The organism is Pseudomonas sp. PvP027 (genome assembly GCF_017833005.1).
GTDB classification, from domain to species: domain Bacteria; phylum Pseudomonadota; class Gammaproteobacteria; order Pseudomonadales; family Pseudomonadaceae; genus Aquipseudomonas; species Aquipseudomonas congelans.
Map to the genome: position 1 here is coordinate 4,474,846 of NZ_JAFIBK010000001.1, position 18,784 is coordinate 4,493,629.

At 59.3% G+C, this 18,784-nt stretch carries 18 protein-coding genes; 8 read left to right on the forward strand and 10 right to left on the reverse strand.

Translation table 11 applies throughout. The annotated features are described in order from the left end of the window. Positions 1 to 28 precede the first annotated feature (28 nt). The 6 genes from JOE33_RS19425 to JOE33_RS19450 are packed head-to-tail and all read right to left on the reverse strand — an operon-like array spanning position 29 to position 6,898. Entirely contained in the window at positions 29 to 1,372 is a 1,344-nt protein-coding gene (locus JOE33_RS19425; protein WP_187624957.1) for a DUF58 domain-containing protein, read from the reverse strand. Next, on the reverse strand, positions 1,369 to 2,409 hold the full coding sequence (locus JOE33_RS19430; protein WP_096125283.1) for a MoxR family ATPase: 1,041 nt from the start codon (positions 2,407 to 2,409) through the stop codon (positions 1,369 to 1,371). Before JOE33_RS19430 ends, JOE33_RS19425 begins: the two co-directional genes overlap by 4 nt. Further along, on the reverse strand, positions 2,406 to 3,623 hold the full coding sequence (locus tag JOE33_RS19435; RefSeq protein ID WP_187624958.1) for a DUF4350 domain-containing protein: 1,218 nt from the start codon (positions 3,621 to 3,623) through the stop codon (positions 2,406 to 2,408). The genes JOE33_RS19430 and JOE33_RS19435 overlap by 4 nt, the downstream gene beginning before the upstream one ends. Further along, positions 3,620 to 5,209 carry a DUF4129 domain-containing protein gene (locus JOE33_RS19440; RefSeq protein ID WP_187624959.1) on the reverse strand — a complete coding sequence of 530 codons (1,590 nt, stop codon included), beginning with the start codon at positions 5,207 to 5,209 and terminating at the stop codon, positions 3,620 to 3,622. The genes JOE33_RS19435 and JOE33_RS19440 overlap by 4 nt, the downstream gene beginning before the upstream one ends. Continuing rightward, positions 5,196 to 6,176, reverse strand: coding sequence for a stage II sporulation protein M (locus JOE33_RS19445; protein ID WP_187624960.1), 981 nt, complete (start codon positions 6,174 to 6,176; stop codon positions 5,196 to 5,198). Before JOE33_RS19445 ends, JOE33_RS19440 begins: the two co-directional genes overlap by 14 nt. Continuing rightward, positions 6,173 to 6,898, reverse strand: a complete 726-nt coding sequence (locus JOE33_RS19450; protein WP_032614791.1) for an RDD family protein — start codon at positions 6,896 to 6,898, stop codon at positions 6,173 to 6,175. The genes JOE33_RS19445 and JOE33_RS19450 overlap by 4 nt, the downstream gene beginning before the upstream one ends. A 180-nt stretch (positions 6,899 to 7,078) precedes the next feature. Here JOE33_RS19450 and sbcB point away from each other — a divergent pair, with 180 nt between their 5' ends. Continuing rightward, positions 7,079 to 8,509 (forward strand): exodeoxyribonuclease I, encoded by a 1,431-nt coding sequence (gene sbcB / locus JOE33_RS19455; protein WP_010435621.1) that lies wholly within the window; start codon positions 7,079 to 7,081, stop codon positions 8,507 to 8,509. 73 nt (positions 8,510 to 8,582) lie between these two features. Here the strand turns inward: sbcB and mvaT are convergent, their stop codons facing one another. Next, positions 8,583 to 8,963, reverse strand: coding sequence for a histone-like nucleoid-structuring protein MvaT (gene mvaT / locus JOE33_RS19460; RefSeq protein ID WP_002554971.1), 381 nt, complete (start codon positions 8,961 to 8,963; stop codon positions 8,583 to 8,585). 358 nt (positions 8,964 to 9,321) lie between these two features. On the opposite strand from mvaT, the gene purU reads away from it, so the two are divergent. Together purU and JOE33_RS19470 are read left to right on the forward strand one after the other, a co-directional pair. Next, entirely contained in the window at positions 9,322 to 10,173 is an 852-nt protein-coding gene (gene purU / locus JOE33_RS19465; protein ID WP_010435617.1) for a formyltetrahydrofolate deformylase, read from the forward strand. A gap of 77 nt (positions 10,174 to 10,250) precedes the next feature. Next, positions 10,251 to 10,451: a hypothetical protein gene (locus JOE33_RS19470; protein ID WP_122694838.1), complete on the forward strand. Its 201-nt coding sequence runs from the start codon at positions 10,251 to 10,253 to the stop codon at positions 10,449 to 10,451. 223 nt (positions 10,452 to 10,674) lie between these two features. On the opposite strand, the gene JOE33_RS19475 is transcribed toward JOE33_RS19470, so the two are convergent. The 3 genes from JOE33_RS19475 to JOE33_RS19485 all read right to left on the reverse strand — a co-directional run bounded on the left by JOE33_RS19475 (position 10,675) and on the right by JOE33_RS19485 (position 13,192). Continuing rightward, complete coding sequence (locus tag JOE33_RS19475) at positions 10,675 to 12,147, reverse strand: inorganic phosphate transporter (RefSeq protein WP_010433954.1); 1,473 nt, start codon at positions 12,145 to 12,147, stop codon at positions 10,675 to 10,677. 206 nt (positions 12,148 to 12,353) lie between these two features. Then, positions 12,354 to 12,551: a hypothetical protein gene (locus JOE33_RS19480; protein WP_002554967.1), complete on the reverse strand. Its 198-nt coding sequence runs from the start codon at positions 12,549 to 12,551 to the stop codon at positions 12,354 to 12,356. 368 nt (positions 12,552 to 12,919) lie between these two features. Beyond that, positions 12,920 to 13,192, reverse strand: coding sequence for a hypothetical protein (locus JOE33_RS19485; protein WP_163023659.1), 273 nt, complete (start codon positions 13,190 to 13,192; stop codon positions 12,920 to 12,922). Positions 13,193 to 13,408: 216 nt separating this feature from the next. On the opposite strand from JOE33_RS19485, the gene pcaR reads away from it, so the two are divergent. The 5 genes from pcaR (at position 13,409) to JOE33_RS19510 (ending at position 18,757) form a co-directional block, all read left to right on the forward strand. Continuing rightward, positions 13,409 to 14,251, forward strand: a complete 843-nt coding sequence (pcaR, locus tag JOE33_RS19490; RefSeq protein ID WP_003363842.1) for a pca regulon transcriptional regulator PcaR — start codon at positions 13,409 to 13,411, stop codon at positions 14,249 to 14,251. A gap of 156 nt (positions 14,252 to 14,407) precedes the next feature. After that, positions 14,408 to 15,265 (forward strand): CoA transferase subunit A, encoded by an 858-nt coding sequence (locus JOE33_RS19495; RefSeq protein ID WP_010433951.1) that lies wholly within the window; start codon positions 14,408 to 14,410, stop codon positions 15,263 to 15,265. Then, positions 15,262 to 16,044: a CoA-transferase subunit beta gene (locus JOE33_RS19500; protein WP_186005930.1), complete on the forward strand. Its 783-nt coding sequence runs from the start codon at positions 15,262 to 15,264 to the stop codon at positions 16,042 to 16,044. Before JOE33_RS19495 ends, JOE33_RS19500 begins: the two co-directional genes overlap by 4 nt. Continuing rightward, on the forward strand, positions 16,044 to 17,243 hold the full coding sequence (gene pcaF, locus JOE33_RS19505) for a 3-oxoadipyl-CoA thiolase (protein WP_096125279.1): 1,200 nt from the start codon (positions 16,044 to 16,046) through the stop codon (positions 17,241 to 17,243). Before JOE33_RS19500 ends, pcaF begins: the two co-directional genes overlap by 1 nt. Before the next feature lie 212 nt (positions 17,244 to 17,455). Continuing rightward, positions 17,456 to 18,757 carry an MFS family transporter gene (locus JOE33_RS19510; RefSeq protein ID WP_010433941.1) on the forward strand — a complete coding sequence of 434 codons (1,302 nt, stop codon included), beginning with the start codon at positions 17,456 to 17,458 and terminating at the stop codon, positions 18,755 to 18,757. The last annotated feature ends 27 nt before the right edge of the window (positions 18,758 to 18,784 follow it).

The following is an 18,784-nucleotide window of genomic DNA, read 5'->3' on the forward strand; positions in this document are numbered from 1 at the left end:
GGCTGCTGCCTGACGGGCAGGGCGTCGTTCATAAAGTCCCTGCCTTTTTCCAGCTCATGTAACGGTTGACCAGCTGTGGGCCCAGTTCTCCTGGGCGCGCATCCATTATCACGATGCCTTGCGCACTCAAGCGATCGTGCAGCGAAGCGCGGGCGTTGAGAAAGTCGATGGTCCCGCAATAACTCAGCGCTTCATCGTACGTGTGTACCGGTGAGTGGCGCAGGCCGTCGAGGACCTCTTCTCGCAGACTGGCGATCAGTACCCGATGCTGTTTGCCGAGCTGCCTGGCGGCGGCCAGCAACTCCTCATCGTCTTCATCGCGCAGGTTGGTCATCAACACCACCAGTGAGCGTCTCTTGTGACGAACCATCAGTTGGCGCACGGCAGCGCTGTAGTCAGCGGGGCGCCGGGTAGTCTGCAGGTCATACACCGAGTTGAGTACCCGATTCAGCTGCCCGGGCCCCTTCACCGGCGCCAGGTAACGATCCTGCTCGCCGGCAAAGGTCGCAACACCGACAGAATCACCCTGACGCAGCGCGACATAACTCAATAGCAGACAAGCGTTGAGAGCGTGATCGAAGTGGGACAGGTCGCCGTCCTGACTGCGCATCCGACGTCCGCAATCAAGCATGAAAACAATCTGCTGATCCCGCTCGTCCTGGTATTCCCGTGCAATGGGCGCTCGCTGGCGGGCAGTGGCTTTCCAGTCGATCTGACGCAGGCTGTCGCCCTCTCGAAACTCACGCAACTGGTTGAATTCCATTCCCAGCCCGCGGCGTTGCAGCTGGCGCACGCCCAATTGGCTCAGCCAGTTATCCACCGCCATCAATTGACCGCCGCAGAGACGGGCGAAATCCGGATAGACCCGCGTGGTGCCGGGCACTGCCAGGTAGCGCCGTGCCGTCCACAGGCGCAACGGCCCCGGCAGGCTGATTTCGCACCGCTCAAATGTAAAATGCCCCCGGCTTGACGGGCGCAGACGGTAGCCGATGCTGCCTTTGCCACGTGCGGCCAGGGTCAGGGACTGAGGCAGGTTTTGGTGTTCCAGCCCGTGCGGCACATGATCGAATACCCGCACGGTAACGGGCTTGCTACCGTCGTGCTGCATGTCGAGCCGGACTTCGTTCCAGCGTTCAAGCGCCAGACTGCCCGCCAGCTCGCGCTGTACGCGCGGCGAAGAGCTTCTGAGCAGCCAGATTGCATCAAGCAGGCTAACGACGACGAGGGCCAGCAATGCCCCCCAATAAAGGTCGTCGATTTTTGCCGGATACTCGATGCCCAGCGTATGAAGCGTTCCGAGCAGCAAGGCCATGCTCATCAGTCCGCCGAGCCAGCGCAGCAGCGTTACCGACGGCTTCAGGACCTGTTTCACAGGCGCGGTGCCGAGACCTGGTCGAGGATCTGCCTGAGCACCTGATCCACAGACAGCCCTTCGATATCCAGCTCAGGTGACAGCCTGACCCGATGTCGCAGCACTGCCAGCGCACAGCCCTTGATATCGTCCGGAGTCACGAACTCGCCTCCACGCAACACGGCTCGGGCCCGACCGCCACGCACCAGCGCAATTGAAGCGCGAGGGCCTGCGCCCTGACTCAGACCTGGCCAGGTGCGCGTGCTGCGTGCCAGTCGCACGGCGTAGTCCAGCACTTGCTCATCGATGGGCAACTCGCTGGCAATGCGTTGCAGCGCCTGAACCTCGCGGGCCTGCATGATCACCCTGAGCGGTCGCACATCCAGCATGTCAGCCCGGGACGAGCGGGTGACCTGACGCACCATGTTCAGCTCTTCCTGCGCTTCGGGATAATCCATGCGCAGTTTGAGCATGAAACGATCCAGTTCAGCTTCAGGCAGTGGATACGTGCCTTCCTGTTCGATGGGGTTCTGGGTCGCCAGCACCATGAACGGCTGCGGGATCGGCAGGGCGCGTCCTTCAAGGGTGACTTGCCGCTCCTGCATCGCTTCGAGCAATGCAGCCTGGGTCTTGGCCGGTGCCCTGTTGATTTCGTCGGCCAGCAGCAGGTTGGTGAACAGCGGCCCCTTGCGCAGCTTGAACTGCTCGGTCTGCATGTCGTACACCGCATGACCGGTGACATCGCTGGGCATCAGGTCCGGGGTAAACTGGATGCGGGCGAATTCGCAGCCGATACAACTGGCCAGCGCCCGGACCAGCAGCGTCTTGCCAAGCCCCGGAACACCTTCCAGCAACACATGTCCGCCGCCGATCAGAGCGGTCAACACATCGTCGATAACCGCATTTTGGCCGATCACGGCTTTTTGCAGCTCGTTGCGCAACGCCTGAGCCAGCTGGCTGGCGCGTTGACGCTGCTGTAGCTGAGTGGCGGACTCGGCGGCGGGCTCGGCAAGTGGCTCGGTGCTGCTGCCTGATGGGGCGGGCGTTTGATCGCTCATAGGGCATTCCTGATTGTTTGCAGGTGGGCTACCTGGCGGGTGAATTCGCTGTGTGACAGGCGTTGCGGCGGGCGAGGGCGCAGCGCGTCGCTGATGGCACTGGTGGGCTGACGGGTCAGGCGTGCAAGTACTTGCCATTGTTCGGCAACGACCAGCCGCTCGAAACCGGGATGCAGTTGGCGGGCGCGACGCAGGATGTCCTTTTGCAGGCGTTTGATCAGCGTTTGCTGCCCGGTGTGTTTACGCAGGAACTCGGCACTGGCGCGCAGGTGTTCGGTCAGTTGGCGACGTGCGAGTGGCGCGGGTCGGCGCAGCGGGCCCTCGCGCAGACCGATGTGCCACAGACCCAGAGCAATCAGCAGTGCCAGCGTCAGCAGCGCCTGAGGATAGTTGCGCAGCAACAGGCTCAGCAGGTTGTCGTGTTCGGTTTGCAGCACCAGGGTCACTTGGCTGCCTTGCGTCAGATACCAGAGCAGCCAGGCATTGTCGTAGTGGCCGATCGAGCGGGTTTTCCACAGGTTGGCGTCCGTGACGACCGTGATCAGCCCATTGCCCCTGCTTATTTGCAGCAGGTGTGTGGCATCGGCGCTGTTGGCCCAGGATTGGGCGTGATCTTCCGGGTCTTCGAGGTGAAACGCCGGATCGAAGCTCATGTAGGCCGGGGCGCTCTCGTTTTCCAGGTACAGGCGGGTCAGCTCTGGCCAGGGCATTTTCTTGTGTTTGGGGGCGGGCGTCATCAGCGGGATGGGCAGTGGCGGCTGAGCGTCGGTCAGCTGCTGTTCCTTGGCATTGATGTCTTTGGTGAGGTACTGGTGAATCTGCAGACTGTCCAGCAGCAAATCGCCGCTGCGGCCTTTTTGTTCGTCCCACAGTTGTTCGGCGACGAACAGCAGGTGCCCGCCTGCCTCGGCCCAGTCCAGCAGTTTTTGGGTTTGCGTCGGCGTCATGTCTTCCCGGTCATCGAGCAGCAGCAGGGTCTGGGTGCTCTGACTCGGGTCGGGAAGCTGTGCCAGCGTATCGATGGTATTCACCGTGACGGAGAGACTACGCAGAAAATGTTCAGCCGCCAGCCAGGGATTGGCCTTCGCCTCTGGCGAGGGGCCCTGATCGACCGTTTTCTCGTAGCGCTCAAGCTGAGTGCTCAGAAACAGCGCGCCACTTGCCAGCAGTAACAGGGCCAGCAGCCCGATCAGCACTCCGGTGCGGCGGCTCATGGCTGTGCTGCCTGGTTGAACAGGCGACGCCAGCCATCGCAGAGTGCCTGCCGGGCATGGGCCGGGGGCAGGCGATGCCCGTAGGCGAGGTTTTGCCAGTGTTCGGTCAGCGTGCGGCTGAACTCACTCAGCAGCGGCTGGTTGAGCGTGGCGATACGTTCCAGCACCTGACTTTCGGTATCGGCATTTTTCAATGGCAATCGATAGTCGCTCAGCAAGCGGCTGAGCAAGGCGCGGTATAGCAGACCCAGCGCTTCGCGGGGCTGGCTGTTCCAGAGCTGCTCGGCCCGACCGGCAACATCGTCGGGCAGGCTTTCGGCATTTACTTGCAGACCAAAGAGCTGTTCGGGGGCCGGGCGGGTGGTTTTTGCCTTGTCGGTCTTCCGGCCAACGAAGGTCCTGAACCAGTCCCGGTAACGGAAGATCACCAGCCCCGCGAGCCCGATGACCACGGCCCAGAGCAGTACTTCAATCAGGCTGGCCAAGGCGCTTGCCGCGCGCAGAAGCCGATTGAGCCAGGTCATCAGCCAGCTCTGGTCACGCGTGTCCCGAGCCGCAGACTGGCCTTTCTGTTGTTCAGGGAAGCGCCAGCCCGTTTCGGTCCGGGGGTTGCGAAAGGGCGGCTGTTGCAGAACGTTGTGGATCTGGCTGCGCGCCGCTTCGCTGGTCAGGGACTGGCGGGTCAGGCGCGGCGTGTCGGGCGCCGCCACGGACGGAGCGGATTGCGCAGGGGCGGATTCCGGCACAGGGCAGTTGTAGCTTTGTTGATCGGCCCAGGCCGGAGCTGGCGCTGTCGAAAGTACCAGACCGACGCCCATCAACACGGCATAGGCACTGCCGATCAGGCGCTGCCGCAGGCGTCGGAAGATCAGTTCTATATCCCAGGCTTCAAGAACCGTACGGCGATTCAAGTACAGCGTGAAGCCACAGGCAACATACACAGGCTCCCAGAGTATCAACGCCAGGGCATAGAAGAGGTTGGTCAGGTGGTCGATCCACAGCCATTGGTTTTCCACGTCGAGCAGACTCATCCAGTGCCAGTCGATCTGGATCTGCTGCGGTATCAGGGCGTAGAGCAGGACCAGCAGCCCTATCCACAATGCATATTCCAGGTGTGCGCCAACGATGGTGAGCAACTGCGCGGCACGCAGGTCTTTCTGGCTGAGCAGGCTGATGCGCAGGTCGCGCTCGGTACCTGCCAGATGCTCCAGTTGCTGCACCGGCAGTTGGAAGCTGCGACTCAGGGAAAGACGTCGCCACAAGAGGCTGGGCAGCAGTTGCTCCTTCAGAGTCGCCGGCCATGCCTTGAGGGCCTGTCGCAGTGTCGGCGCGGCCCCGAACAGTGACTGCGAAAGGATGAGCAGCGGCAACCGTTCGAACGCAGGTTTGAGCCACCAGAACAACAGAATGGCTGCTGTTGGGTAATCCCAGAGCAACACACTTAGGACGCAGAAAAAGGGCAGGGTGACGATTGCCCAACTGCTCATCAATACGCCGCGGTGCCGCCCGGCAAGCAGCACGCCCAGGTCGATGGCTTCCCAGGGCGAGCGAGGGCGTATGGCAACAGTCGACTCAGTCAGGCGCATGTTGTGTACGTCCTGCCAGAGTCAGATACGCGGCCACCAGCAACCACAGGACGGCACCTGTCAGGTACTTGAGAAGTGGTCCGGGCCAGGTCATCGATGACCAGTACGCCTCGATGAAGGCTGCGATCAGCAGAAACAGGATAACCCCGCCGACCAGCTGCATGCTGGCCCGGGCTGCGATGCGCAGTGCGGCACTGCGGGTCAGTCTTCCCGGCGCCAGCAAGGCCCAGCCCAGCTTGAGGCCCGCCGCCCCGGCGAGAGCGATGGCGGTCAACTCGAAGGCGCCGTGACCGATGACGAAGGGCCAGAAGGTCTGTCCGTAACCGATGTCTGTCAGGTGCCCGGCGATTGCACCGGTCATCAACCCGTTGAAGAGCAGGAAAAACAGACTGCCCAGGCCGTACAGCAAGCCGCTTGCATAGGTTTGGAAGGCGATGCCGATGTTGTTCATGATGTAGTAGCCGAACATCATCCAGTCCGTATCGGAACCTCGTTCGACGGGCTGTCCGACGCGGCTGGCCGACGGGTCATACATACTCTGCATGTCTGCCAGTTGCTCAGGGCTGACGACGCTGTAGATCAGTTGTGGAAAGCCATAGACCAGCAGCGTCATGCCGATCAGGCTGCCGAACAGCAGCAGGCTGGCAACCAGTACAAAGCGCCACTCGGCCCGCACGCGTCGCGGAAAGCCGCCCAGAACGAAGCTCAGCAGTCGCACCCCGGCAGTGCTGCGGTGACGGTAAAGTTGCTGATGACCGCGCATTGCCAATTGATGCAAGGGGTCGACCAGATGGCTGCTGTAGCCGCGCTCCTGTGCCAGCGCCAAGTGGTGGCAGAGTCGCCGATAATCGCCTGGAAAGGTCTCGTTGCCGCTGACATCGGCTTTGCCCTGTTCAAGTGCCGTCAGGCGCTGCTCGAAGTGCTGCCACTCCTGCTGATGGCGGGTTTCAAACAGGCTCTGCTTCATGTCGGCCCCAGCAGGTTGCGGGCGATGCCGTTTACATGAGCAACCGCTTTATCGGCGGGGATACGCAAGGGTTCGGCAAGGATGGCCGCCAGTTCCTGGGTGCGCGCGTTGGACAGTTCACCCTGCCGTTCTGCGAGGCCGAGCACCGCCCGCTGCTCATCCAGATGCAGGGCAAAGGGCACCATGACCGGTTCGGCCTGCGGCAGGATAGGGCGCGCCACCGGCCGGTTGCTGTAAATCACCAGTGTTCCGGCGGCGAGATCACCCAGCCGCTTGAACAGCGGATGGTTCAGACAAGTGATTGCCCCCAGCCCGTAGCCCAGCGGGAGCATGTCGACGAAGCGCAGCAGGTTGCGAATCAGCGACGAAGACCAGTCTATGGGCGTGCCGTCGTCATGCACCACCCGCAGCCCGAGCAGACGCTTTCCGGGTGTGCGTCCCTGGTCGAGCACTTCAAACAGCACCATGTACCACCAGTTCACCAGAAAAAACACCAGGGCGGCCAGGCCCATGCCGAGCTTGTCGAACAGCTGCAGAAGAACGAAGAATACGCCGATGAGCGCTGCGCGAATGGCGAAGTCGATGCCGAACGCCAATGCGCGGGAAACCAGCCCGGCAGGGCGCAGGAGCATATCGATGCCTTCTGGCGTCTCGATTTCAATGCGCGTGTCCAGTGGTGTGGGCAGCGCTGCATTCCTTGGCGAAGCGGGACGGGATGACATTGTCGGAGGGGCGCGCCTGAAAACGAAAACTGATGCTAGCTACCGCAGCGGAGCTAAGCAACCGACCATTCAATACGCGGGCTGTAAGAAAACATTTCCCTGTGCGCCGGATACGACCCGATTAGCCAATGACACCTGTCACGCCCTACACTTCGCGGGTCTTTTGTTCAGGATCAGCCCGTGACCTCCAGCATCTTCTGGTACGACTACGAAACCACCGGTATCAACCCGCGCAACGATCGTGCGCTGCAGATGGCCGGCATTCGCACGGATACCGACCTCAATGAAATCGCGCCTCCGGTCAATCTGCACTGTCAGCTCAGCGATGACATCCTGCCCCATCCTGTCGCCTGCATGATCACCGGAATCACGCCGGCCACGCTGGCAGAAAAAGGCTTGTGCGAGGCCGATTTCATGACTCGCGTACATGCCGAACTGTCTGCGCCGGGTACCTGTGGCGCGGGTTACAACACCTTGCGTTTTGATGACGAAGTCACGCGCTACAGTTTTTATCGCAACTTCTTCGACCCCTATGCGCGCGAATGGCAGGGGGGCAACAGTCGCTGGGATCTGATCGATGTCGTGCGAGCCGCCTACGCATTGCGCCCCGATGGCATTGTCTGGCCGGAACAGGACGGCCGGGTCACGTTGAAACTGGAGCGTCTGACGGCTGCCAATGGTATTGATCATGGACAGGCGCACGACGCGTTATCCGATGTGCGTGCAACTATTGCCCTGGCGCGTTTGATTCGTGAAAAGCAGCCGAAGCTTTACGACTATCTGTTCGCATTGCGCAGCAAGCAGAAAGTCCAGGAACAGGTTCGCCTGATGCAACCTCTGGTGCATATTTCGGGACGTTTTTCTGCGGCGCGCAATTACCTGGGCGTGGTGCTGCCGCTGGCATGGCACCCTCATAATCGCAACGCGCTGATCGTATGTGATCTGCACCTGGATCATTCACCGTTGTTGCACGAGGACGCTGAAATACTCAAGCGGCGTTTATATACGCGGCACGACGCGCTGGGCGACGGCGAATTGCCCGTGCCGCTCAAACTATTGCATATAAACCGGTGCCCGGTGATCGCCCCGCTGGGCGTGCTGCGTAGCGAAGATCAGCAGCGGCTGCAATTGGACATGGCCGGCTATCAGGCACGCGCAACGCAATTGAGTGAACGTCGCGAAGTTTGGCACGATAAACTGGCGACCGTTTACGGCAAGGACGATTTCGCCGCAAGTGAAGATCCCGAACAGCAGTTATATGACGGTTTTATGGGTGACCGTGATCGTCGACTGTGTGAGCAAGTTCGGCAGGCCGAGCCAGAACAACTGGCGCGCGACGCCTGGCCATTTGATGACGCCCGTTTGCCTGAATTGTTATTCAGGTATCGGGCTCGTAACTTCCCTGACACCTTGAGTGGCGAAGAGCAAACACGCTGGCGGGATTTCTGTCAGCAGCGCCTGCGGAGCCCGGAATGGGGGGCTCCCAATACCCTGCATGACTTTACTGCCGCATTGATAGAATGCTCCCTTAGTGCCGCGCCAGAGCAGTTGGAGGTGTTGCGGCAATGGCAGGATTACGCACACGAGCTGAGTAACCGTCTGGGCGTATAAAAAATACCGGGCAATAAAAAACGCCAGCAAGCTGGCGTTTTTGCAATCGCAATGAATCGCGACCTTGTGAAGCTTAGCCCAGCAAAGTGGCCCAGCTTTCAACGTCGTCGCTGCCCCACTTGGCTTTCCACTCTTTCAGCGTCTTGTGGTTGCCACCTTTGGTTTCGATGACTTCACCGTTGTGCGGGTTCTTGTATTGCTTGACCTTGCGGGCGCGTTTGGTGCCGGCAGGTTTAACAGCGCCGCCACGAGGGGCCTTGTTTACCTTGGCATCCGGATCCAGCAGGGCAATGATGTCACGCAGCGACTTTTGGTATTCGCCCATCAGCGTGCGCAGTTTGCCTTCGAATTCCAGCTCGGTTTGCAGTTTGTCGTCTTGCGACAGGTTCTTCAAACGGGCCTGCAGTTCTTTGATGGCTTCTTCTGTAGCGCGGTATTCGTTGATCAGGGACATGAGGAGACCTTATGTTGTGAGGGTTGCAGGGATACAGTGCGGCAATAATAGTCACTGTAAATGAGCAAGTAAACATTAAATAAAAGTTTTATTTGAATTATTTAGCAATATACACACGTCCTACAGACCTCTGAACTAGGGGTGGGTCGTGCTTCCTTCAAAAGATCGCCGCTATAAAGCCCTCCTTATTACAGGTTTTGTTTAGCGGTAAACCCCGTAAAAACCCATACTGGCAAGGTGCAATCTCTGGCCTTGGCGGTGTGCTTTTTCGGTATCTGAATTCTGGCAACAGAGATACTGCAGTTTTGCTGCGCAGCCGCTAGAATAGCGGCTTTGCGAAGTTCTGGAGTTTCCCCCAATGCGCACTTTTCGTCTGGTGATTGCTTGCCCGGACCGTGTAGGCATCGTTGCCAAAGTCAGTAACTTTCTGGCGTCCCATAACGGCTGGATCACCGAAGCGAGTCATCATTCGGACAATCTCAGCGGCTGGTTTTTCATGCGTCACGAGATCCGTGCCGACACCCTGCCTTTTGACCTGGACGGGTTCCGTGAAGCGTTCACGCCGATTGCCGAAGCTTTTTCGATGGACTGGCGCATTACCGACTCGGCGCAGAAGAAGCGCGTCGTGCTCATGGCAAGTCGCGAATCGCACTGTCTGGCCGACCTGCTGCACCGTTGGCACAGTGACGAACTCGACTGCGACATCGCCTGTGTGATTTCAAACCACCAGGACCTGCGCAGCATGGTCGAATGGCATGACATCCCTTACTACCATGTTCCGGTGGACCCGAAAGACAAGGAGCCTGCGTTCGCCGAGGTATCGCGTCTGGTCGGTCATCACCAGGCCGATGTCGTGGTTCTGGCGCGTTACATGCAAATTCTGCCGCCACAGCTGTGCCGTGAATATGCCCATCAGGTCATCAATATCCACCACAGCTTCCTGCCATCGTTCGTCGGCGCCAAGCCTTATCACCAGGCCTCGTTGCGCGGTGTCAAACTGATCGGCGCGACCTGTCACTATGTGACCGAAGAACTGGATGCCGGGCCGATCATCGAGCAGGACGTCGTACGCGTCAGCCACCGTGACAGCATCGAAAACATGGTGCGTTTCGGTCGCGACGTGGAAAAAATGGTGCTGGCCCGCGGCCTGCGCGCTCATCTGGAAGACCGCGTTCTGGTTCACGACAACAAGACGGTCGTCTTTGACTGATCTATCTTTTCCGGAGCGCGTCTCTCGCGCTCCCGACCCAGCTGTCGGCAATGGTGCAACGTGCAAGGTGACAGCCAATGACCGATCCTCTCGACAAAGCCACTTCCACCGCTCCGGCAACGCTTGGCGAAGGCTGCCTGAGCCGCTATGACCCTGCGCAACTGACGGCGGAAAACGGCGCTGATTTTGAAGGTGCCGCAGCACTGTGGCGCGAGCTGCAGCATGCGCAAGCGCCTGTTGAAGGGCTTGAGAAGGAGGGGGAGCAAGAGGAGAAGTGAGTCAAACCCTTCAGGCGGTGCAAGGGATGCACCGCCCGAAGGGTTTTAGGCTCTGTACGAAAAGTGGCTGCGCTCGGTGATGCTTCGTTAAAAACAGGCTCGGATGCGAGTCCAATCGGAATGCTCATTTACAACACGTAGAGTCGAACGCGACCCCGGCCGTTCCTCGCCTGTTTTTGCCTCGCCTGACCTTCGCTCGCCGACTTTTCGTACAGAGCCTAGATCAGGCCAGGGCCTTGGAAGCCAGCCAGAACAACGCTGCGGACAAGGCGACCGTTGCCGGCAGGGTCAGTACCCAGGCCAGCAGGATGGTGCGCACGGTTCCGCCTTGCAGGCCGCTCTTGTTGGCGACCATGGTACCGGCTACACCCGACGACAGAATATGCGTGGTGGACACCGGCAGACTGAACACGTTGGCCAGACCGATCGCGCAGGCGGTGGTGATCTGCGCCGACATGCCTTGTGCGTAAGTCATGCCCTGCTTGCCGATCTTCTCGCCGATTGTCAGGACCACACGTTTCCAGCCAACCATGGTGCCGATGCCCAGCGCCAGTGCGACCGCCAGAATCACCCAGAACGGAGCGTACTCGGTGGTGGTGGTCAGGTCCTTGCGAAGTTTCTCCAGATCGGACTTTTCACGTGCCGACAGGTCTGGAAGTTTGCCGACCTTGCGGGCGGTGTCGTCCAGGCACAACAGATAGCGACGTACTTCGATGCGGCTTTCAGGTGCCAGCGCGTGGTAGTCGGACACGCCCTTCAGGCGGTCGAGCAACGCGTCGATGGTAGGTTCGGTCTGCTTCGGGTTACAGGCAGAGCTTGAAGGCAGGTCGCCTTTTTCGGCTTTGCCCATGGCCAGATATTCGCCCAGCGTGCTGCTGTTACGCTGATAGAACTGACTCAGGTGCTGGGTCGCATCGCGGGTACGTTCGATCTGATAGGTCGTGCTGGTGAGGTCAAGCACGAACTGGCTGGGTACGATACCGATCAGTACCAGCATGATCAGGCCAATGCCTTTCTGACCGTCATTCGAGCCATGTACGAAGCTGACCGCCATTGCGGAAATGACCAGCACCAGACGGTTCCAGAACGGCGGATGCTTCTTGTCGTCCAGCTTGCGGCGCTGGTCGGGAGTCTTGTGCATCTTCGACTGCGGGCGCCACCACTTCAGGGCAACCAGCACCAGACCCGCAACGATAAAGCCGGCCAGCGGCGAGAACACCAGCGACGCGCCGATATCGATCGCTTTCTGCCAGTTAACGCCATCGGCCAACGGGATATCGTTGAGCAGCGCATTGGCCAGACCCACACCGAGTATCGAGCCGATCAACGTGTGCGAGCTGGAGGCCGGAATGCCGAAGTACCAGGTACCGAGGTTCCAGGTAATGGCCGCCGCCAGCAGCGAGAACACCATGGCCAGGCCATGTCCGGTATTGACGTTGATGAGCAGTTCGACCGGCAGCAGATGGACGATGGCATAGGCAACGCCCACGCCGCCCAGCAACACGCCGAGAAAGTTGAATACACCGGAAAAGAACACGGCCAGATGAGGCGGCATTGCTTTGGTGTAGATGACTGTCGCCACCGCGTTGGCGGTGTCATGAAAGCCGTTGATGAACTCGAAGGTGAGGACGAAAGCCAGGGCGAGCAACAGGCTCACAAGCACCCAGGCATCAAGCCCGCTGAATAAATCGATCATGTAGGTTTTCTGACCGGGTCTGAAGGGGGCGCGATTATGACAGAAAAAATACCGAACGACTTGTCGTCACCGCGTGGTGTCGCCTCAAACCAAAAAAAAGACGCATGAGCGCCGCCCCGTTGAGTGCTCAATGAGGCAGTAAGGCGTGTAATTCCGGGTACTGGAAGTAGGAGGCTTATCGGGCAGGGATCACCAGACCCGTGCTGTCATGGCTCTTCTTTCAGGCCTTCTTCCATTTTTTGCAGTTCTTGCTTGAACGCCTGGTCCAGCAGGCTGGCTCTTTTGCGCCAGGGTTTGCGTTCCGGTTCAGGTTGCGCGGCGTAGGTGGTGATTTCACCGCCGTAGACATCCTTGTAGCGTTGCTCCTGGCGCTCAAGTTCCGCGCGCAGTTCATCTTTAGTCACTTTAATACCTGATCGAGTCGAATGGGCTCTGGCGATGACGCAAAACATTGCAAGTATGTTCACTCCAGTCTGGCTGTATACCAAATACAGTCAGCGACCTGTTCGGGCGATTGCGCGAACGGTTTACTGGACATGCCTGTTGTTGTCTGCGGCTACGTGCACCAGAGAAAAACACCTGTCGTAGCGACATACGTTTGATTTCAAGCGCAAGGCTTGAGCTGGCAGGCTTGCTGATGGTCTCGCGGCGATGGTGCACCGTGACAGGGCGTCGACAAGACAGTCGAAGCAGAAATCGGGTGAACGAATCAATCGTTGCGAGGGTATTGCCAACCAACTGGCGGATACTATCTCCAAGAAGTTCTGTTACGTCAACAACAGAGGTTGAATGAGTTCACCGGTATGGTTTTTTTGTACGATTGTTCCGAAGTTTCAGTGGGCCATTTATATGACAGAAGTTTTATAAAACAGTTTTGACTTTCGACGACAAAATGTTGGCGAGGAAATTCACGGTTTTCTATATGCGGGATGTCTTGAGTTGCGCGGCAGGCGCCGACTGAGAACGGGATGAGCAGGAGGATGTCGCGGGCATCGGGCACAGAGGGCGCGCCTGAGTAATGAAAACGGCCTTGCTTGATGAGCAAGGCCGCTGCCTTGGACTTCTTAGTGGGTACCTGACCAGTATTTCCAAGAAGTCACTTCGTGGCAGAGGTAAAGGTATAAGTATATTTACATAGGGTCAATTGCGATTATCGGCCACCTGTTCGATAATCGCACAAGCGGGCCGGGCTTCGGTCCGCTGAAAAGAGCTGAAACCTGCGGTTTACAGGGCCTGAAAGGCAGTTACATAAGGTGGGTCAATGAACGACGAACTGCGTAAATCTTTTGCCTCATTGGCACCGCCCATCGTGGCGTCGCCTGCGAAGCGCATTCAGGCGCTGACCGGTGATCCGGATTTCATGACGTCGCTGGCGCGCGGGCTGGCCGTGATTCATGCCTTTCAGGAGCGCAAGCGACACCTGACCATTGCACAGATCAGCCACCGCACAGAAATCCCCCGCGCGGCAGTGCGTCGTTGTCTGCACACGCTGATCAAGCTCGGTTATGCGACCACTGACGGTCGTACCTACTCGCTACTGCCCAAGGTGCTGACCCTGGGTCACGCCTATTTGTCATCGACGCCACTGGCAACCTCGTCGCAGCCTTATCTGGACCGTATGAGTGATCAGCTGCACGAGGCGTGCAACATGGCCACGCTGGAAGGCGACGACATTCTTTATATAGCGCGCTCTGCGACCACGCAGCGACTCATCTCGGTCGACCTTTCCGTGGGCGGTCGCCTTCCCGCGTACTGCACGTCCATGGGCCGCATTCTGCTGGCCGCTCTGGATGACGTGTCGCTGCATGAATACCTTGACCATGTCGATCTGCAGCCCAAGACCAGCCGCACCATTCGCACGCCGGAAGCCTTGCTCGAATGTCTGCAACTGGTTCGGCAACAGGGCTGGTGCATTGTCGATCAGGAACTGGAGCAGGGGCTGCGTTCGATTGCCGTACCGGTCTATGATGCGTCGGGCCAGGTGCTGGCTGCGCTGAATGTCAGTACCAGTGCCGGACGTGTGGCGCGCAGCGAACTGGAACAGCGCTTTCTGCCGATCATGCTCGATGCCAGTCGCGACCTGAGTACGCAGTTGTTTACCTGAAATGGCCGTGTTTCTGACCGATTGAATTCGTTCGATTACCGAACGTTTAGTCGATTATCGGATTGTTTGCCATCTTGCTCAGGCATAACCTCATTTTCATTCCGGCGCAGGTCTTCGCGCTGATCATTGAACGTGATGTTGGGTTCGGAGCACCTCATGGCAGACATTCTTTCTCTACGCGATGCGGTGAAGCAACTGGTCAACGATGGCGACACCGTTGCGCTGGAAGGCTTCACTCATCTGATCCCCACGGCCGCCGGCCATGAAATCATCCGTCAGGGTAAAAAAGACCTGACGCTGGTGCGCATGACGCCCGATCTGATCTACGACCAGTTGATCGGCGCCGGTTGTGCGAAGCGGCTGATTTTTTCATGGGGCGGCAACCCTGGCGTTGGCTCCCTGCATCGTTTGCGCGATGCCGTTGAAAAACAGTGGCCGCGGGCGATGGAAATTGAAGAGCACAGCCATGCCGACCTTGCCAACGCCTACGTAGCCGGTGCGTCCGGTCTACCGTTCGCCGTGCTGCGCGCTTATGCCGGGTCCGACCTGCCCAAGGTCAACCCGCTGATCAAGACCGTCACGTGCCCGTTCACCGGCGAAGTGCTGGCAGCGGTGCCTTCGGTACGTCCCGACGTAACCGTAATTCATGCTCAGAAAGCCGACCGCAAGGGCAACGTGCTGTTGTGGGGCATTCTCGGTGCGCAGAAAGAAGCCGCGCTGGCTGCAAAGCGCTGCATTGTGACGGTGGAAGAAATCGTCGATGACCTGAAGGCGCCGATGAATTCCTGCGTGCTGCCGACCTGGGCGCTGAGCGCGGTGTGCCTGGTGCCCGGTGGTGCCCACCCGTCCTATGCGCACGGCTACTACGAGCGTGACAACCCGTTCTATCAGGCCTGGGACCCGATCGCTCGGAACCGGGAGACCTTTACGGCGTGGATCGATGAATACATCCACGGCACCGCAGATTTCAGTGAATTCCAGAGCAAGCTGGCTCGCGCTTCGGAGGCCAAATAATGACTTACTCCACCAGTGAAATGATGACCGTTGCCGCAGCCCGTCGCTTGCGCAACGGTTCTGTATGCTTTGTCGGCATCGGCCTGCCTTCCAAGGCTGCGAACCTGGCACGTCTTACCTCTGCGCCTGACGTGGTACTGATCTACGAGTCCGGCCCGATTGGCGCCAAGCCCACGGTATTGCCGCTGTCTATCGGCGATGGCGAGTTGGCTGAAACCGCCGACACAGTGGTATCCACCAGCGAAATCTTTCGTTACTGGCTGCAGGGCGGTCGCGTCGATGTCGGCTTTCTCGGCGCAGCGCAGGTCGACCGTTTCGGCAACATCAACACCACCGTGGTCGGTGATTACCACCATCCAAAAGTGCGTCTGCCCGGAGCCGGCGGCGCGCCGGAGATCGCCGGGTCGGCCAAGTCGGTGCTGATCATTCTCAAGCAATCGGCGCGTTCGTTCGTCGACAAACTGGACTTCATCACCTCGGTCGGGCATGGCGAAGGCGGCGACTCGCGCAAGCGTCTGGGCCTGCCAGGTGCGGGTCCGGTGGGCATCATCACCGACCTGTGCATCATGGAGCCGGAAGCCGGCACCCACGAGTTCGTCGTGACCGCGCTGCACCCTGGCGTGACCCGCGAGCAGGTCGTTGCCGCAACCGGCTGGGAGATCCGCTTTGCCGACACGGTGGCGGTTTCCGAAGAGCCTACGGAGGTCGAGCTGACGGCGCTGCGTGATCTGGAAGCACGAACTGCCGCGGCTCACGGTCAGGTTGCGGGAGAAGCGTGATGCGTGAAGTGTTTATTTGCGATGCGATTCGTACTCCCATCGGTCGTTTTGGTGGTGGGCTGTCTTCGGTGCGAGCAGACGACCTGGCTGCAGTGCCGATCAAGGCGCTGATGGAGCGCAATCCGTCGGTCAACTGGGAAGAGATCGACGAAGTGTTCTTCGGCTGCGCCAATCAGGCCGGTGAGGACAACCGCAACGTTGCGCGCATGGCTGCACTGTTGGCCGGGCTGCCGCAAAGTGTGCCGGGCGTCACTCTGAATCGCCTGTGTGCTTCCGGAATGGACGCCATCGGCACCGCTTTCCGGGCCATCGCTTCAGGTGAAATCGAGCTGGCAATCGCCGGCGGCGTCGAGTCGATGTCCCGTGCTCCCTTCGTGATGGGCAAGGCCGATGCCGCGTTTTCGCGCAACATGAAGCTGGAAGACACCACCATCGGTTGGCGTTTTATCAATCCGGCGATGAAAGCGCAGTACGGCGTGGACTCAATGCCCGAGACGGGCGACAACGTTGCAACCGACTTCAGGATTTCTCGAGCCGATCAGGACGCTTTCGCCCTGCGCAGCCAGCAACGCACTGCCGTTGCCCAGGCTGCGGGCTTTTTCGAGGACGAGATAGTGCCGGTGCGGGTCGCGCACAAAAAGGGCGAGACTCTTGTCGACAAGGATGAGCACCCGCGTGGCGATACCAGTCTGGAAACCCTGAGCAAACTCAAGCCGGTCAACGGCCCGGACCGCACGGTGACTGCCGGTAATGCGTCCGGGGTCAACGACGGTGCTGCTGCGCTGATTCTGGCTTCGGCCGAAGCGGTCAAAAAGCATGGCCTGACGCCCCGTGCCCGCGTACTCGGCATGGCCAGCGCGGCGGTTGCACCTCGGGTGATGGGCATTGGTCCGGTGCCAGCGGTGCGTAAGCTGGTCGAGCGACTGGGCCTGGCGGTGACCGATTTCGATGTCATCGAACTCAATGAAGCGTTTGCCAGCCAGGGTCTTGCAGTGCTGCGCGAACTGGGTCTGGCGGACGATGCGCCGCAGGTCAATCCCAACGGCGGGGCAATTGCTCTCGGCCATCCGTTGGGCATGAGTGGCGCGCGGCTGGTGCTGACCGCGCTGCATCATCTTGAGAAAACCGGTGGACGCAGAGGCCTGGCAACCATGTGCGTCGGCGTCGGGCAGGGGCTTGCGCTGGCCATCGAGCGGTAAGCCCTCCCGCTTCAACCTGTTGTCCAGCAACCCGGATCGTTTGTCTGCCTCCACGAAAAGGCAGGCCGATGATCCGGGTTGTTGTTCGTCTGGGCACTGATTGTTCAACCCTCGCGGTCTTTCCCGGTGGCTGAATTGTTCTGACTTATTGTGCTCGATTAAAGACGGTGTTACAGATTGTTTCTTATGGACAGTTCTGCTTGGGGAAAATAATGACTACAACATCAAAAGCACCGCATTACACCGGCGAGGAGCGAAGCAAAAGAATTTTCGCGATTGTCGGTGCCTCATCCGGCAACCTGGTCGAATGGTTCGACTTTTATATCTACGCCTTCTGCGCGATTTATTTCGCACCGGCTTTCTTTCCTTCCGATGATCCGACCGTTCAGTTGCTCAACACTGCAGGTGTGTTTGCTGCTGGCTTTCTGATGCGTCCGATTGGCGGCTGGCTGTTCGGTCGTGTCGCGGACAAACATGGCCGCAAGAACTCCATGCTGATTTCGGTCACCATGATGTGTGCCGGATCATTGATCATCGCCTGCCTGCCGACCTATGCATCGATTGGCGCCTGGGCGCCGGCCTTGCTGCTGATGGCGCGCCTGCTGCAAGGCCTGTCGGTAGGTGGCGAGTACGGCACCACGGCCACCTACATGAGCGAAGTGGCGCTGCGTGGCCAGCGCGGTTTTTATGCTTCGTTCCAGTACGTCACCCTGATCGGCGGGCAATTGCTGGCGGTTTTGACGGTGGTCATCCTTCAGCAATTCCTGACCACCGAAGAGCTGCGTGACTACGGCTGGCGCATACCCTTCGTGATCGGTGCCGCCGCTGCGGTCATTGCCTTGCTGCTGCGTCGCACCCTCAATGAAACCACCACGGCCGAAAGCCGACAGGACAAGGATGCGGGCAGTATTGCGGCACTGTTCAAGCATCATGCAGCTGCCTTCATCACGGTACTGGGTTACACCGCCGGCGGCTCGCTGATTTTCTACACCTTCACGACTTACATGCAGAAATACCTGGTCAACACCGGGGGCATGGAAGCCAAGACAGCCAGCTACATCATGACCGGCGCGCTGTTTCTGTACATGTGCATGCAGCCGTTCTTCGGCATGCTCGCGGACCGTATCGGCCGGCGTAATTCGATGCTTCTGTTCGGCGCGCTGGGTACTCTGTGCACAGTGCCGATCCTGATGACGCTCAAGACCACTACCAACCCGTTCATTGCCTTTCTGCTGATTACCCTGGCGCTGGCCATCGTCAGCTTCTACACCTCGATCAGCGGGCTGGTCAAAGCCGAGATGTTTCCGCCTCAGGTTCGTGCTCTGGGCGTGGGTCTGGCGTACGCGGTGGCCAACGCAATGTTCGGCGGCTCGGCTGAGTGGGTTGCATTGAAACTCAAGAGTGCCGGGATGGAGAACAGCTTTTACTGGTACGTGACGGCCATGATGGCGGTAGCGTTCCTGTTCAGTCTGCGTTTGCCCAAAGAGCCCAAGTACCTGCATCAGGATCATTGATTGCAGGTTTATTCGGCCACAAAAAAA

What these genes read in the sequence shown, in the direction of transcription:
- purU (WP_010435617.1), top strand. Translation starts at nt 9,322, where the DNA reads ATGCGCACTTTTCGTCTGGTGATTGCTTGCCCGGACCGTGTAGGCATC.
- JOE33_RS19495 (WP_010433951.1), top strand. Translation starts at nt 14,408, where the DNA reads ATGGCAGACATTCTTTCTCTACGCGATGCGGTGAAGCAACTGGTCAAC.
- JOE33_RS19440 (WP_187624959.1), bottom strand. Translation starts at nt 5,209, where the DNA reads ATGCGCCTGACTGAGTCGACTGTTGCCATACGCCCTCGCTCGCCCTGG.
- JOE33_RS19450 (WP_032614791.1), bottom strand. Translation starts at nt 6,898, where the DNA reads ATGTCATCCCGTCCCGCTTCGCCAAGGAATGCAGCGCTGCCCACACCA.
- JOE33_RS19435 (WP_187624958.1), bottom strand. Translation starts at nt 3,623, where the DNA reads ATGAGCCGCCGCACCGGAGTGCTGATCGGGCTGCTGGCCCTGTTACTG.
- mvaT (WP_002554971.1), bottom strand. Translation starts at nt 8,963, where the DNA reads ATGTCCCTGATCAACGAATACCGCGCTACAGAAGAAGCCATCAAAGAA.
- JOE33_RS19445 (WP_187624960.1), bottom strand. Translation starts at nt 6,176, where the DNA reads ATGAAGCAGAGCCTGTTTGAAACCCGCCATCAGCAGGAGTGGCAGCAC.
- pcaF (WP_096125279.1), top strand. Translation starts at nt 16,044, where the DNA reads ATGCGTGAAGTGTTTATTTGCGATGCGATTCGTACTCCCATCGGTCGT.
- JOE33_RS19510 (WP_010433941.1), top strand. Translation starts at nt 17,456, where the DNA reads ATGACTACAACATCAAAAGCACCGCATTACACCGGCGAGGAGCGAAGC.
- JOE33_RS19430 (WP_096125283.1), bottom strand. Translation starts at nt 2,409, where the DNA reads ATGAGCGATCAAACGCCCGCCCCATCAGGCAGCAGCACCGAGCCACTT.
- JOE33_RS19475 (WP_010433954.1), bottom strand. Translation starts at nt 12,147, where the DNA reads ATGATCGATTTATTCAGCGGGCTTGATGCCTGGGTGCTTGTGAGCCTG.
- pcaR (WP_003363842.1), top strand. Translation starts at nt 13,409, where the DNA reads ATGAACGACGAACTGCGTAAATCTTTTGCCTCATTGGCACCGCCCATC.
- JOE33_RS19470 (WP_122694838.1), top strand. Translation starts at nt 10,251, where the DNA reads ATGACCGATCCTCTCGACAAAGCCACTTCCACCGCTCCGGCAACGCTT.